Source organism: Actinoplanes palleronii (genome assembly GCF_016862315.1).
Classification (GTDB): domain Bacteria; phylum Actinomycetota; class Actinomycetes; order Mycobacteriales; family Micromonosporaceae; genus Actinoplanes; species Actinoplanes palleronii.
The window spans coordinates 385205-398900 of the sequence record NZ_BOMS01000014.1; the positions used below are offsets into that span (position 1 = coordinate 385205).

Sequence of the window (13696 nt, forward strand, 5' to 3'; positions counted from 1 at the left end):
TGGCGAGAACCCCTCGCCGCAACACGACGTCGGGTAGGCGCAGAAGGGACAAGCCGTGGACGGGACCGAGACCGGCTGGGGCCGGCCTGCGGAACCAGCCCCGCGCTGGCGGGCCTTGCTGGATCGTGCCCGGCATGGTCATCGCGCCGAGGAGCCCGCCGAGGAGCCGAAGCCGGAGACGGCGGACGTTCCGCAGCAGTGGGGTCAGCAGGCACCATCAGCACGCGCGTCGGCCAGGCCGGCGAATCCGCTGGACAGCGGGCCGCCGCCGCGCCGTGGCGCCGAACCGGACGCGCAGCGGGCCATGCCGCAGCGCCCGATCAACCCGCTCGACCCGCGGTGGCAGTCCCGGTCGGAGCAGCAGCAGCACAGCTTCTTCGACCCGACGCCACGGTCACCGCAGCCGGCTCCGCAGGCCGCGCCGCCGCCGGCGGCGCCACCGAGCCGGGGCGCGTACCCACCGGCGCCCGGCTATCCGCCGGCCCCGCCGCAGCCCGGCGCGTACCCGCAGCCCAACGGCTACCCGCAGCCCAACGGCTATCAGCAGCCGAACGGGGCTCCGCAGCCGAACGGCTACCCGCAGCCGAACGGCTATCAGCCGCCGCCGGCCGCCTATCCGCAGGCGTACGCCCCGGCCGCGCCCCCGGTGGCTCCGCCGGTCGCCCCGCGGCCGGTGTCCCCGCCACCTGCGCCGGCCGCCCGACCGGCCCCGGTCGCGCCGCCGGGCATCCGGCTCGACGCGCCCGCAGCCCCGCCGGGGATCCGGCTCGACGCCCCCGCAGCCCCGCCCGGCATCCGGCTCGACGCCCCCGGTGCCCGGGCCGAGCCGGCGCTCCGGCCGGAGACGACCGGCGCCCGGATCGAGTGGCGGCAGACCCGCGGCGACGAGGGCCTGGACCGCTCGGCCGCGGTGATGCGGCGCAAGCTCGGCAAGCCCCGGGTGCTGGCGTTCGCCAACCCCAAGGGCGGCGTGCACAAGACCACCGCGACCGTGCTGGCCGCGGCCACCATCGGCAGCGTCCGCGGCCGTGGCGTGCTGGCCTGGGACGACAACGAGCTGCGGGGCACACTCGGCCTGCGGGCCGGCAGCGCCCGGCACGCCCGGACGATCAAGCACCTGCTGGCCGACCTGATGCGGATCGAGAACCTGCACGGCGACGCGCTGCTGCAGGAGCTCGACGCGTACCTGCGGCACGCCTCGGACGGGTCCTACGACGTGCTGGCCGGCGAGGAGAACCCGCGCTTCGCCCAGCGGCTGGACCAGGACACCGTGCGCCGGGTGATGGATCTGCTGCGCCGCACCCACGACGTGATCTGCGTGGACACCGGCAACAACGTGGAGAGCGTCAACTGGCAGACGGTGATGCGGACCGCCGACCAGCTGGTGATCACCACGGTGCCCCGCGAGGACGCCGCGTTCACCGCGGACTGGATGCTCGACGTGCTCGAGGAGAGCGGGATGGGCGAGATGGTGGCCAACGCCGTGACGCTCATCTCGTGCCCGTCGCCGGGCGCCCTGCCGCTGCTGGAGGACTTCAAGAAGCACTTCGCCACGCGGACCCGCGCGGTCGCCGTGGTGCCCTACGACCCGGCGCTCGAGGTGGGTTCCTCGATCGAGTACGCGGACCTGCAGCCGGAGACCCGGCAGGCCTGGCTGCGTGCCGCGTCGGTGATGCTGGAGCCCTTCGCCGAGTAGTATTCCGGGGCGCTGCCAAACGAAGAGGGGGTCCCGGGTGTCCGACTCGTTCGTGCATCTGCACGTTCACACCGAGTATTCGATGCTCGACGGAGCGGCCCGGGTCAAGGAACTGATCGCCGAGGCGAAACGCCTCGGCATGCCGGCCGCCGCGATCACCGATCACGGCAACATGCACGGTGCCTATGAGATGTACAAGCAGTCGAAAGACGCGGGCATCACGCCGGTCATCGGTGTCGAGGCGTACGTGGCCCCGGAGTCGCGGCTGACCAAGAGCCGGATCAAGTGGGGTCGTCCGGAGCAGAAGTCGGACGACATCTCCGGTAACGGTGCGTATACCCACATGACCATGTGGGCGCGCAACGCGGTCGGCCTGAAGAACCTGTTCCGGCTCAACTCGCGGGGCTCCATCGAGGGCCAGCTCGGCAAGTACCCGCGGATGGACTTCGAGATCATCGCGGAGCACGCCGAGGGCATCATGGGCACCACCGGCTGCCCGTCCGGCGCGGTGCAGACCCGCCTGCGGCTGGGGCAGTTCGACGAGGCGCTCAAGTCCGCGGCGAAATACCAGGAAGCGCTCGGCAAGGACAACTACTTCCTCGAGATCATGGACCACGGTCTGTCGATCGAGAAGCGGGTCCGGGACGGGCTGCTGGAGATCGGCAAGAAGCTCTCCATCCCGACCCTGGTCACCAACGACTCGCACTACACCCACGAGGAGCAGTCCGCGGCGCACGACGTGCTGCTCTGCGTGCAGACCGGCAGCAACGTGGCCGACCCGAACCGGTTCCGGTTCGACGGCTCGGGCTACTTCGTGAAGTCGGCCGACCAGATGCGCGCGGTCGACTCCTCGGACGCCTGGCAGGAGGGGTGCCGGAACACCCTGCTGGTGGCCGAGAAGGTGGACATCGACGGGATGTTCACGTTCAAGAACCTGATGCCGCGGTTCCCGATCCCGGACGGTTTCTCCGAGGAGGAGTATTTCCGGCACGTGGCGTACGAGGGGCTGCGCAAGCGGTTCCCGGCCGGCATCCCGGAGACCCACGTCACCCAGGCCGAGTACGAGCTCGGCGTGATCATCAGCATGGGCTTCCCGGCGTACTTCCTGGTGGTCGCGGACTTCATCCAGTGGGCGAAGGACAACGGCATCGCCGTGGGTCCGGGCCGCGGGTCCGCCGCCGGCTCCCTGATCGCGTACGCCATGGCCATCACCGACCTGGACCCGATCCAGCACGGGCTGATCTTCGAGCGGTTCCTCAACCCCGAGCGCGTCTCGATGCCCGACGTCGACATCGACTTCGACGAGCGCCGGCGCGCCGAGGTCATCCGGTACGTGACCGAGAAGTGGGGCGACGACAAGGTCGCCCAGATCGCCACGTTCGGCACGATCAAGGCGAAGGCCGCGGTGAAGGACTCGGCCCGGGTGCTCGGGTTCCCGTTCGCGGTCGGCGACCGGATCACCAAGGCGATGCCGCCGGACGTGATGGGCAAGGGCATCACCCTGGGCGGCATCTTCAACAAGGACGACAAGCGGTACAACGAGGCCGGTGAGGTCCGCACGCTGTACGAGACCGACCCGGACGTCAAGAAGGTGATCGACACCGCGCGCGGCATCGAGGGCCTGATCCGGCAGACCGGCGTGCACGCGGCCGGCGTGATCATGTCCGCCGAGCCGATCATCGATCACATCCCGCTGATGCGCCGGGCCGCCGACGGCGTGATCATCACGCAGTTCGACTACCCGACCTGCGAGAACCTCGGCCTGCTGAAGATGGACTTCCTGGGCCTGCGGAACCTGACGATCATCGACGACGCGAACAAGAACATCGAGCTCAACCACGGCGCGCCGCTCGACCTGCTGGCCCTGCCGCTCGACGACAAGGGCGCGTACGAGCTGCTGGCCCGCGGTGACACGCTCGGCGTGTTCCAGCTCGACGGTGGCCCGATGCGGTCGCTGCTGCGGCTGATGAAACCGGACAACTTCGAGGACATCTCGGCCGTCCTGGCGCTGTACCGGCCCGGCCCGATGGGCGTCGACTCGCACACCAACTACGCGCTGCGCAAGAACAAGCTCCAGGAGATCACCCCGATCCACCCGGAGCTGGAGGAGCCGCTGCGCGAGATCCTCGAGCCGACCTACGGCCTGATCGTCTATCAGGAGCAGGTGCAGCGCGCCGCGCAGATCCTCGCCGGGTACACGCTGGGCCAGGCCGACCTGCTGCGCCGGGCGATGGGCAAGAAGAAGAAGGAGATCCTCGACAAGGAGTTCATCCCGTTCCGCGACGGCTGTGTCGCGAACGGGTACTCCCTCGAGGCGATCCAGGCGGTGTGGGACGTGCTGGTCCCGTTCGCCGGCTACGCGTTCAACAAGGCGCACTCCGCGGCGTACGGGCTGGTGTCCTACTGGACGGCGTACCTCAAGGCGCACTACCCGGCCGAGTACATGGCCGGTCTGCTGACCAGTGTCGGCGACGACAAGGACAAGATGGCGGTCTACCTGGCCGAGTGCCGGCGGATGGGCATCCAGGTGCTGCCGCCGGACGTGAACCAGTCGGCCGGTCCGTTCACCCCGATCGGCACCGACATCCGGTTCGGCCTGGGCGCGGTCCGCAACGTCGGCGGCAACGTGGTCGAGGCGATCGCCCGCTGCCGCAAGGACAAAGGTGAGTACACCGAGTTCTACGACTTCCTCGCCAAGGTGGACGCGGTGGCCTGCAACAAGCGGACCATCGAGTCGCTGATCAAGGCGGGCGCGTTCGACTCGATGGGGCACACCCGCAAGGGCCTGCTGGCCGTGCACGCCGAGGCGATCGACGCGTACGCCGGGGTCAAGCGGAACGAGGCGGCCGGCCAGTTCGACCTGTTCGGCGCGTTCGGCGACTCGGTCGGCGGCTCCTCGGCCACGGTCGCGATGCCGACCATCGGCGAGAGCGAGTGGGACAAGCGCGACAAGCTCGTCTTCGAGCGCGAGATGCTCGGCCTCTACGTCTCCGACCACCCGCTGGCCGGGCTGGAGCAGGTGCTGCAGAGCAACGCCGACGTCAGCATCGCCGCGCTCAGCGAGGACGGCTCGGTCCAGGACGGTCAGGTGGTGACGATCGCCGGCATCCTCACCGGGGTGCAGCGGCGGATCACCAAGCAGGGCCGCGCCTGGGCCTCGGCCACCGTCGAGGACCTGGCCGGTGGCGTCGAGACGCTGTTCTTCCCGAACACCTACGAGGTGATCGGCCAGTACATCGCCGAGGACGCCATCGTGGTGGTCAAGGGCCGGGTGGACCGGCGTGACGACACCCCGCGGATCATGGCGATGGACATGTCCATCCCGGATATCTCCCACAACCCGGACAGCAAGCCGGTGGTCCTGACGATGCCGATCACCAGGTGCACCCCGCCGCTCGTCGACGAGCTCAAGGAGATCCTGGTGAGCCACCCGGGCGACACCGAGGTGCACGTCCACCTGCAGAACGGCAAGCGGACCACGATCTGGCGACTGGTCGCGGTCCGGGTCGCGCCGACGCCCGCGTTGCGTGCCGACCTCAAGATGATCCTCGGCCCGGCGGCCGTCGCCTGACGCCGCGGCGGGATCTGGAAGGATCACAGGGTGCACCCAGAGGAAGTCCCGGAAGTGGTGGAGCACCCGGCGGCGCGGCCGCCGTGGTGGCAGATCCAGCAGGGCAGCCGCCGTTCGTGGCGGCGCGCGCTCACCGTCGCGGCCGGCAGTTTCGCCGTGGTCACGGCGCTCGGCGTCCCGTTCGGGCTGCTCTGGCACGCGCTCGCGCCGACCGTGCCGGTGATCGACGCCGGTGACAACGGCATCGTGGTCAACGACCCGTCGCCCGAGCAGTACATCGCCGCCGACGGCTGGCTGACCCTGCTCGGGATCGGTTTCGGACTGCTGGTGGCGATCGTCGCCTGGCTGCTGCTGCGCCGCGACCGTGGCCCGGCGCTGCTGCTCGGCGTGGTGGCCGGCGCCGGGGTGGGCGTGCACTGGGTCGCGGTCCCGATCGGCGAGATGATCGGCAAGGACGCGTACGAGCAGTGGCGGGCGTCCGCCGCGCAGGGCGCGACCTACCTGGCGCCGCCGGAGGTGCACTCGGTGGGGCCCACGCTGATCCCGGCGTTCGTCGCGGCGATCGTGCTGACCCTGCTGGCCGGCTGGTCGAACGATCCGGACCTCGACCACCCGGGCGCGCAGCCCGGATACGGCCCGAACCACGGGCAGTACGACGAGCCGTACCCGTCCTACAACAGCACCCCGGCGTCGCAGCCGGTCGCCGGGGACCCGCTCAGTTCGGGCTGGCCGGTCGGGCCAGATCCGACAGCGGCACCGGCACCGCCCGCACCCGGGCCAGCAGACCAGCCTCGCGGCTGAGGATCCGCAACTCGGCGCGCAGCCGGGTCGCGGTGTCCGGGGCGGACAGCAGCAGGTGGCGTTCGTCCAGAGTGAGCTGGGCGGTCGCGGCGACCAGGTGGGACAGCACGGTCGCGTCGTCCGGCACCTGATCGATGATGTCGGCGTTCGGCCTCAGCAGTTCCAGGTATTGCTGGAAGGCGGCCAGGACCCGGGGCTTGAGCAGCTCGGCCAGCGGGTCCGGCGTGTCCTTGTCGGGCAGCCACTCGACGTTCGCGGTCAGGTACGGCTCGGAGCCCTGCTCGACGTCGAGGATCCGGAATCGGCGGCGGCCGACCGTCATGATGTCGAACCGGCCGTCCGGCAGCTCGGTGACGTGCCGCAGCTCGGCGGTGCAGCCCACGTCGTACAGGTCGCCGGCGTTGACCGGCGCGGGCGCCGGGTCCGGGCCGTCGCCGGTCTCCGGCGGCACCTCGGTGCCACGCCGGAGGGTGACCACGCCGAACTCGCTCGGCGGCTCAGCCGGCCTCGCGGCCAGCTCCCGCACGAGAGCGCGATAACGCTCCTCGAAGATGTGCAGGGGCAGCACCAAGCCGGGAAAGAGCACCGTGCTCATCGGGAAGACCGGTAGCCGATCGCTCACGCGTTCAGCCTAGCCGTCCGCTGACCTTGGTCAACCCACCGTGTCCCAACGGCCGGGCTGGGGTATTGCGCTCGCGGTGCACCCTGGGCGGCCGCCTAGACTGGTCCCGTGCTGAATCGGATCGACCTGCGCGGCTCCCGCCGGGACCCGCGCGGTCTGCTGCCTCGTGCCCAGCTTGACGTCTCCGTGGCTGTCGAGAGGATTCGTCCCGTTGTCGAGGCGGTCCATCAGCATGGGTTCAGTGCGATCCGGGAGGCGACCGAGAAGTTCGACGGCGTCACGCTGGAGCGCCTGCGGGTGCCCGCCGAGGCCATCGAGGCCGCGGCCGCGACGCTCGACCCGGACGTCCGGGCCGCCCTGCTCGAGGTGATCAAGCGGGCCCGCAAGGTGCACGCCGACCAGAGCCGCACCGACACCACCACGACGGTGGTCGACGGTGGCACGGTCACCGAGCGCTGGATCCCGGTCCGCCGGGTCGGCCTCTACGTGCCCGGTGGCCTCGCCGTCTATCCGTCCACCGTGGTGATGAACGTGGTGCCGGCGCAGGTGGCCGGCGTCGAGGGCCTGGTCGTGGCGAGCCCGCCGCAGGCCACGAACGGCGGCCTGCCGGATTCCCGGGTGCTTGCCGCGTGCGCGCTGCTCGGGGTGACCGAGGTCTACGCGGTCGGCGGCGCGCAGGCGATCGCCATGCTGGGGTATGGCGCCGACGGCGTCGACGAGGGTGACCGCTGCGAGCCGGTCGATGTGATCACCGGGCCGGGCAACATCTGGGTGACCGCGGCCAAGCGGCTGCTGCGCGGCACGGTCGGCATCGACGCCGAGGCCGGCCCCACCGAGATCGCCGTGCTGGCCGACGAGACCGCCGACCCGCGGCACGTCGCCGCCGACCTGATCAGTCAGGCCGAGCACGACCCGCTCGCGGCGAGTGTGCTGGTCACCGACTCGCCCGCGCTGATCGAGGCGGTGGAGGCCGAGCTGGTGATCCAGGTCGCGGCGACCAAGCACGAGGAGCGGGTGCGGACAGCGCTGACCGGCGAGCAGTCCGGTGTGGTGCTTGTCGACGACCTGGAGCAGGGGCTCGCGGTGGTCGACGCGTACGCGGCCGAGCACCTGGAGATCCAGACCCGGGACGCCCGGGAGTGGGCGATGCGGGTGCGCAACGCCGGCGCGATCTTCGTGGGCGCCTGGTCGCCGGTGTCGCTCGGCGACTACGCGGCCGGTTCCAACCACGTGCTGCCGACCGGTGGCTGCGCGCGGCACTCGTCCGGGCTGTCGGTGCAGTCGTTCCTGCGCGGCATCCACGTGATCGAGTACGACGAGGCGGCGCTGCGCGACGTGGCCGGTCACGTGGTGACCCTGGCCGACGCGGAGGACCTGCCGGCGCACGGCGACGCGGTGAAAGCGCGGTTTCAGTCCGATTTAGGGTGGCGGGCGGGGCGGTCGGACGGACGGTTCGGCTCATGACCACTATCGACGATCTGCCGATCCGGGACGATCTGCGGGGGAAGTCGCCGTACGGCGCGCCGCAGCTCGACGTCGCGGTCCGGCTGAACACCAACGAGAACTCGTACCCGGTGCCCGAGGACGTGGTCGAGGCGATCGGCAAGGCCGTGCAGGCCGAGCTGCGCGACCTCAACCGCTACCCGGACCGGGACGCGGTCGCGCTGCGCACCGAGCTGGCGTCCTACCTGGGCCACGGCCTGTCCACGACGAACGTGTGGGCCGCGAACGGGTCGAACGAGGTGCAGCAGCAGCTGCTCCAGACGTTCGCCGGGCCGGGGCGGAAGGCGCTCGGGTTCGGACCGTCCTACTCGATGCACCCGCTGCTCGCGGCGGGGACGGGCACCGAGTGGATCGGCGCGCTGCGTGACCCGGATTTCGGTCTGGATCCGGCGCGAGCCGTCGCCGAGATCGAGAAGCACGACCCGGACGTGATCTTCCTGTGCTCGCCGAACAACCCGACCGGCACGGCCCTCGACCCGGCCGTGGTCGACGCGGTGCTCGGCGCGGCGAAGGGCATGGTGATCGTCGACGAGGCGTACACCGAGTTCGCCCGTCCGGGCACCCCGAGCGCGCTCACCCTGCTGCCCGAGCACCCGCGCCTGGTGGTGAGCCGGACGATGAGCAAGGCGTTCGGCTTCGCCGGTGGGCGGCTGGGTTATCTGGCCGCCGACCCGGCCGTGGTCGACGCGGTGCAGCTGGTCCGGCTGCCCTACCACCTCTCCGCGATCACCCAGGCCGCCGCCCGCGCGGCCGTCGTGCACCGGGACTCGCTGCTGGTGACCGTCGAGGCGATCAAGGAGCAGCGCGACCGGATCGTCACCACGCTGCGGTCGCGCGGTGTGAAGGTGGCCGACTCCGACGCGAACTTCGTGCTCTTCGCGACGGCCGACGACCAGAAGGCCGCGTGGCAGGCGTTCCTCGACCGGGGTGTGCTGATCCGCGACGTGGGCCTGACCGGCTGGCTGCGGGTCACCGCCGGCACCGAATCCGAGACGTCCGCATTCCTGAACGCCGCTGAGGAGATCCTTTCGTGAGTCGCACCGGGCGGATTGACCGCGTCACCAACGAGACCAAGGTGCTCGTCGAGATCGACCTCGACGGCACCGGCAAGGGCGACCTGAGCACCGGCGTGGGCTTCTACGACCACATGCTCAACCAGCTCGCCAAGCACGGCGGGTTCGACCTGACCGTGCGTACCGAGGGCGACCTCGAGATCGACTCGCACCACACCATCGAGGACACCGCGATCGCCCTGGGTGAGGCGTTCGCCCAGGCGCTCGGCGACAAGCGGGGCATCCGGCGGTACGGCTCGGCCACCATCCCGATGGACGAGGTGCTGGTCCGGGCGGCCGTGGACCTGTCCGGCCGGTCCTACGTGGTGCACGACGAGCCGCTGCTCACGCCGTACATCGGGCCGGTCTACGCGACGAGCATGACCCGGCACATCTTCGAGGCGTTCGGGCACGCGGCCCGGGTGACCCTGCACGTGGACGTGCTGCGGGCCTGCCGCCCGGGCGGTCACCCGGACGCGCACCACGTGGTGGAGGCCCAGTTCAAGGCGTTCTCCCGGGCGCTGCGCGAGGCCGTCGAGATCGACCCGCGCAACGCCGGAGCGCTGCCGTCCACCAAGGGCGTGCTCTGAGATGACCACGAGCGTGGTGATCCTCGACTACGGGTCGGGGAACCTGCGGAGCGCCGAGCGCGCGGTGGCGCGCACCGGTGTGGACGTCACCGTGACCAGCGACCTGCGCGCGGCCGCCGAGGCCGACGGGCTGGTCGTGCCCGGGGTCGGCGCCTACGCCGCCTGCATGGCCGGGATCAACGAGCTGGGTGCCGGGCCGGTGATCGCCGAGCGGGTCGCCGCCGGGCGTCCGGTGCTCGGCATCTGCGTGGGCATGCAGATCATGTTCGACTCCGGGGTGGAGCACGGCGTGCAGACCGCGGGGCTGGGGCTGCTGCCCGGCTCGGTGACCCGGCTGCAGGCCCGGCGGATCCCGCACATGGGCTGGAACACGGTCACCGTCCCGGACGGCTCACGGCTGCTCGCCGGGCTGGCCGGGGACACCCGGTTCTACTTCGTCCACTCGTACGCGGCGCAGGACCTCGGCGCGCTGAGCCATGCCGAGGTCACCACCGCGGCGCACGACGAGCCGTTCGCGGCCGTGGTGGAGGCCGGCGCGCTGAGCGTCGCGCAGTTCCACCCCGAGAAGTCGGCCGACGCGGGGTATGCGCTGCTGGCCAACTGGGTGAAAACACTGTCGTGAGCAAGGAACGCGCGAAACGACGGGCCGAACGGCTCGTCGTCCTCGAACGGGAGAAGGCCGTCCGCGCCCGGAAGGTCGCCCGGCGGCAGTGGCGTCGCACGCTGCTCAGGTCCGTCCGGCCGAACGTCCGGCTGGGCCGGGACGGCCGTCTCTACAGCCGCAGCCGGCGCCAGCGGATCGGCATCGTGGTCGTCGCGCTGGTGGCCATCGGCCTGGTCTGGTTCTTCATCCCGGACCCGGCACTCCGTGTCCTGCTCACCGTCCTGCTCGTCCTCGCCGCGCCGGCCCTCGTCGTCGTCGCGCTGGGCCGCCGTCCTTAGCTTCTCAAGGGGAAAACGTGACACTGCAACTGCTGCCCGCCGTTGACGTCGCCGACGGCCAGGCGGTTCGCCTGGTCCAGGGTGCCGCCGGCTCGGAGACCTCCTACGGCGACCCGCTCGACGCCGCGCTGGCCTGGCAGAACGACGGCGCCGAGTGGGTGCACCTGGTCGACCTGGACGCCGCGTTCGGCCGGGGCTCGAACGCCGAGCTGCTCGCCGACGTGGTCCGCCGGCTGGACGTCAAGGTGGAGCTCTCCGGTGGCATCCGCGACGACGAGTCGCTGACCCGGGCGCTGGCCACCGGTGCCCAGCGGGTCAACATCGGCACCGCCGCGCTGGAGGACCCGGAGTGGTGCGACCGGATCTGCGCCGAGTACGGCGACCGCGTCGCCATCGGCCTGGACGTGCGCGGCCGCACCCTGTCCGCGCGCGGCTGGACCCGCGACGGCGGTGACCTCTACGAGGTGCTGGCCCGCCTGGACAAGGCCGGCGCGGCCCGCTACGTCGTCACCGACATCACCAAGGACGGCACCATGCGCGGCCCGAACCTGGAGCTGCTGCGCGAGGTCTGCGCCGCCACCGACAAGCCGGTGATCGCCAGCGGTGGCGTCTCCACCCTGGACGACCTGCGCGCCCTGGCCACCCTGGAACCGGTCGGGGTGGAGGGTGTGATCGCCGGCAAGGCGCTCTACGCCGGCGCGTTCACCGTCCGCGAGGCCCTGGACGTCCTGGGATGACGGTCGCCGTGCGGGTGATCCCGTGCCTGGACGTGGACGCCGGCCGGGTGGTCAAGGGGGTCAACTTCGTCGACCTCCGGGACGCCGGTGACCCGGTGGAACTGGCCGCGGCGTATGACGCGGCCGGCGCCGACGAGCTGACCTTCCTCGACGTGACCGCCTCCTCGGACGACCGCGGCACCATGCTGGACGTGGTGCGGCGGACCGCGGAGACGGTGTTCATCCCGCTCACGGTGGGTGGCGGGGTGCGCTCGCCGGCGAACGTGGACGTGCTGCTGCGGGCCGGCGCGGACAAGGTCGGCGTGAACACCGCGGCGATCAACCGACCGGAACTGATCAGCGAGATCGCGGAGCGTTTCGGCAACCAGGTGCTGGTGCTGTCGCTGGACGTCCGCCGGGCCGCGGATCAGCCGTCCGGCTGGGAGGTCACCACGCACGGCGGGCGTCGCAGCGCCGGTCTGGACGCGGTCGCATGGGCGGCCCGGGTGGCCGAGCTGGGCGCCGGCGAGATCCTGCTGAACTCGATGGACGCCGACGGCACCAAGGCCGGTTTCGATCTGGAGCTGATCCGCGCGGTGCGCGCCGTGGTGGACATCCCGGTGATCGCCAGCGGTGGCGCCGGCCTCGTCGAGCACTTCCCGCCGGCGGTCGAGGCGGGCGCCGACGCGGTCCTGGCCGCGAGCGTCTTCCACTTCGGCGACCTCACGATCGGCCAGGTCAAGGACACCCTGCGCGGCGCCGGGCACCCGGTCCGCTGACCGTTTTTCTCCGGTACGACCTGAAGGTCCCGTCCGTAGGCTACGAGCCGAGTCCCGAGCGCACGGGGTCGCGACACCGTGGCGACGCGCGGCCCGGCCGCGGCTGCGGGTTTTCGGCTGGCTGTCAGGGGTGTCTCCGCAGCGCGGAGACACCCCTGACGCCCAGCCAGAGTCTGGGGGCGCGCTGCGGCCCGGACCGGCGCGGGTGTCGCGTGGCCGCAGCCAGGTGACGTGGCTCGTAGCCTACGGACGGGACCCGGTATTCGTACCGAACAGGTTTTATCGGTCGTCGGCGAGACGCATGCTGTACTCGCGGACCGCGGTGTTGTAGGCGGTGTCGCCGAGCGTCCAGTCGGTGTACCCGGGCTCGGCGACCCGGTTGAGCTGGGTCTGCAAGGTCATCACGGCGGAGGACAGGCCGCTGAACGGGCGGGTCCGCCAGAGCTGCTCGCCGGCCGGGGCCACCTCGATCACCTCGTCCTCCACGGTGATCAGTCCGGCGCCGGCCAGCCGGCGGACGGACTCCTCCAGATCGGCGCGGCTCGGCACGCTGTGGTGCAGAAAGTCGGCCGCGGCCAGCAGATCCGTGATCGTCGCGCCGGCCACCGGCAGGGCCGCGTGCAGCGCCCTGTCGCGTTCCAGGCGCTCAGCGATGACCGCGGAGACGAAGATCCACGCGTCGTTCCAGTTCCAGCCGCCGGCCCCCATGTCGCCATGATGCCGTGCCGGTGGCATGGCGGGAAGCGAATGTGTCCGGATGATCACCGGCTTGTGACCCGCCCCGGGAACATCGGGGTTCGTCTGTCTCAGTGTGCGGGCACCGCGGACCGGTCCGGATCGGGGACCGTCAGCCGGGGCAGGAACAGGTGCACCAGCGGGCCGATCGCCAGGGCATAGACGATCGTTCCCACCCCGACGGTGCCGCCGAGCAGGAAACCGGTGCCCAGCACGAACAACTCGATCCCGGTGCGGATCACCCGCACCGACAGCTTCGGGAACCGGCCGGCCAGCCCGGTCATCAGGCCGTCGCGCGGGCCCGGACCCATCCGGCTGCCGATGTAGAGACCTGTCGCGAACCCGTTCAGCAGAATCCCGGCGACCAGGTAGCCGACCCGGGCCGGGATGGTGACGCCGGCCGGCAGCAGGGCCAGCGCGCCGTCCGCGGCGAACCCGACGATCACCAGATTGGCCACCGTGCCGATGCCGGGCCGCTGCCGCAGCGGGATCCAGAGCAGCAGCACCGGGATGCCGACCAGCAGCACCACCAGACCGAAACTGATCCCGGTGACCTTTGTCATCCCCTGGTGGAACACGTCCCACGGGTTGAGGCCGAGGCCGGACTCCACCATCAGCGCCATGCTGACGCCGTACAGGACCAGGCCGAGCAGGAGTTGTGGCACGCGACGAACCAGGCTCATAGTGCC

13 protein-coding genes are annotated in these 13696 nt (G+C 71.3%); 10 read left to right on the top strand and 3 right to left on the bottom strand.

The genetic code is table 11. The features are described from left to right. Positions 1-55 precede the first annotated feature (55 nt). The 3 genes from Apa02nite_RS05540 to Apa02nite_RS05550 are packed head-to-tail and all read left to right on the top strand — an operon-like array spanning position 56 to position 6068. Complete coding sequence (locus Apa02nite_RS05540; RefSeq protein ID WP_203824088.1) at positions 56-1696, top strand: MinD/ParA family ATP-binding protein; 1641 nt, start codon at positions 56-58, stop codon at positions 1694-1696. 37 nt (positions 1697-1733) lie between these two features. Beyond that, positions 1734-5267: a DNA polymerase III subunit alpha gene (gene dnaE, locus Apa02nite_RS05545; protein ID WP_203824089.1), complete on the top strand. Its 3534-nt coding sequence runs from the start codon at positions 1734-1736 to the stop codon at positions 5265-5267. A 30-nt stretch (positions 5268-5297) separates the two neighbouring features. After that, positions 5298-6068 (top strand): hypothetical protein, encoded by a 771-nt coding sequence (locus Apa02nite_RS05550; RefSeq protein WP_239164138.1) that lies wholly within the window; start codon positions 5298-5300, stop codon positions 6066-6068. Here Apa02nite_RS05550 and Apa02nite_RS05555 read toward each other — a convergent pair. Then, on the bottom strand, positions 5983-6690 hold the full coding sequence (locus Apa02nite_RS05555; protein WP_067704420.1) for an LON peptidase substrate-binding domain-containing protein: 708 nt from the start codon (positions 6688-6690) through the stop codon (positions 5983-5985). The genes Apa02nite_RS05550 and Apa02nite_RS05555 overlap by 86 nt on opposite strands. 108 nt (positions 6691-6798) lie before the next feature. Between Apa02nite_RS05555 and hisD the strand changes: the two genes are divergently transcribed. The 7 genes from hisD to hisF are packed head-to-tail and all read left to right on the top strand — an operon-like array spanning position 6799 to position 12272. Then, on the top strand, positions 6799-8154 hold the full coding sequence (gene hisD, locus Apa02nite_RS05560; RefSeq protein WP_203824090.1) for a histidinol dehydrogenase: 1356 nt from the start codon (positions 6799-6801) through the stop codon (positions 8152-8154). Beyond that, entirely contained in the window at positions 8151-9227 is a 1077-nt protein-coding gene (locus Apa02nite_RS05565; RefSeq protein ID WP_203824091.1) for a histidinol-phosphate transaminase, read from the top strand. Before hisD ends, Apa02nite_RS05565 begins: the two co-directional genes overlap by 4 nt. Continuing rightward, complete coding sequence (gene hisB, locus Apa02nite_RS05570) at positions 9224-9835, top strand: imidazoleglycerol-phosphate dehydratase HisB (RefSeq protein WP_067704411.1); 612 nt, start codon at positions 9224-9226, stop codon at positions 9833-9835. The genes Apa02nite_RS05565 and hisB overlap by 4 nt, the downstream gene beginning before the upstream one ends. Before the next feature lies 1 nt (position 9836). After that, the gene (hisH, locus tag Apa02nite_RS05575) at positions 9837-10457 is read left to right on the top strand and encodes an imidazole glycerol phosphate synthase subunit HisH (protein ID WP_203824092.1); all 621 of its coding nucleotides are present in this window, start codon (positions 9837-9839) and stop codon (positions 10455-10457) included. After that, positions 10454-10777 carry a hypothetical protein gene (locus Apa02nite_RS05580; RefSeq protein WP_067704408.1) on the top strand — a complete coding sequence of 108 codons (324 nt, stop codon included), beginning with the start codon at positions 10454-10456 and terminating at the stop codon, positions 10775-10777. Before hisH ends, Apa02nite_RS05580 begins: the two co-directional genes overlap by 4 nt. 17 nt (positions 10778-10794) lie before the next feature. After that, the gene (priA, locus tag Apa02nite_RS05585; RefSeq protein ID WP_067704404.1) at positions 10795-11514 is read left to right on the top strand and encodes a bifunctional 1-(5-phosphoribosyl)-5-((5-phosphoribosylamino)methylideneamino)imidazole-4-carboxamide isomerase/phosphoribosylanthranilate isomerase PriA; all 720 of its coding nucleotides are present in this window, start codon (positions 10795-10797) and stop codon (positions 11512-11514) included. After that, on the top strand, positions 11511-12272 hold the full coding sequence (gene hisF / locus Apa02nite_RS05590; RefSeq protein ID WP_203824093.1) for an imidazole glycerol phosphate synthase subunit HisF: 762 nt from the start codon (positions 11511-11513) through the stop codon (positions 12270-12272). The genes priA and hisF overlap by 4 nt, the downstream gene beginning before the upstream one ends. Before the next feature lie 279 nt (positions 12273-12551). Here the strand turns inward: hisF and Apa02nite_RS05595 are convergent, their stop codons facing one another. Both Apa02nite_RS05595 and yczE read right to left on the bottom strand, forming a co-directional pair. Further along, positions 12552-12980 (bottom strand): hypothetical protein, encoded by a 429-nt coding sequence (locus Apa02nite_RS05595; RefSeq protein WP_067704399.1) that lies wholly within the window; start codon positions 12978-12980, stop codon positions 12552-12554. Positions 12981-13078: 98 nt separating this feature from the next. Then, positions 13079-13690, bottom strand: a complete 612-nt coding sequence (gene yczE / locus Apa02nite_RS05600; protein ID WP_067704397.1) for a membrane protein YczE — start codon at positions 13688-13690, stop codon at positions 13079-13081. Between the last annotated feature and the right edge of the window lie 6 nt (positions 13691-13696).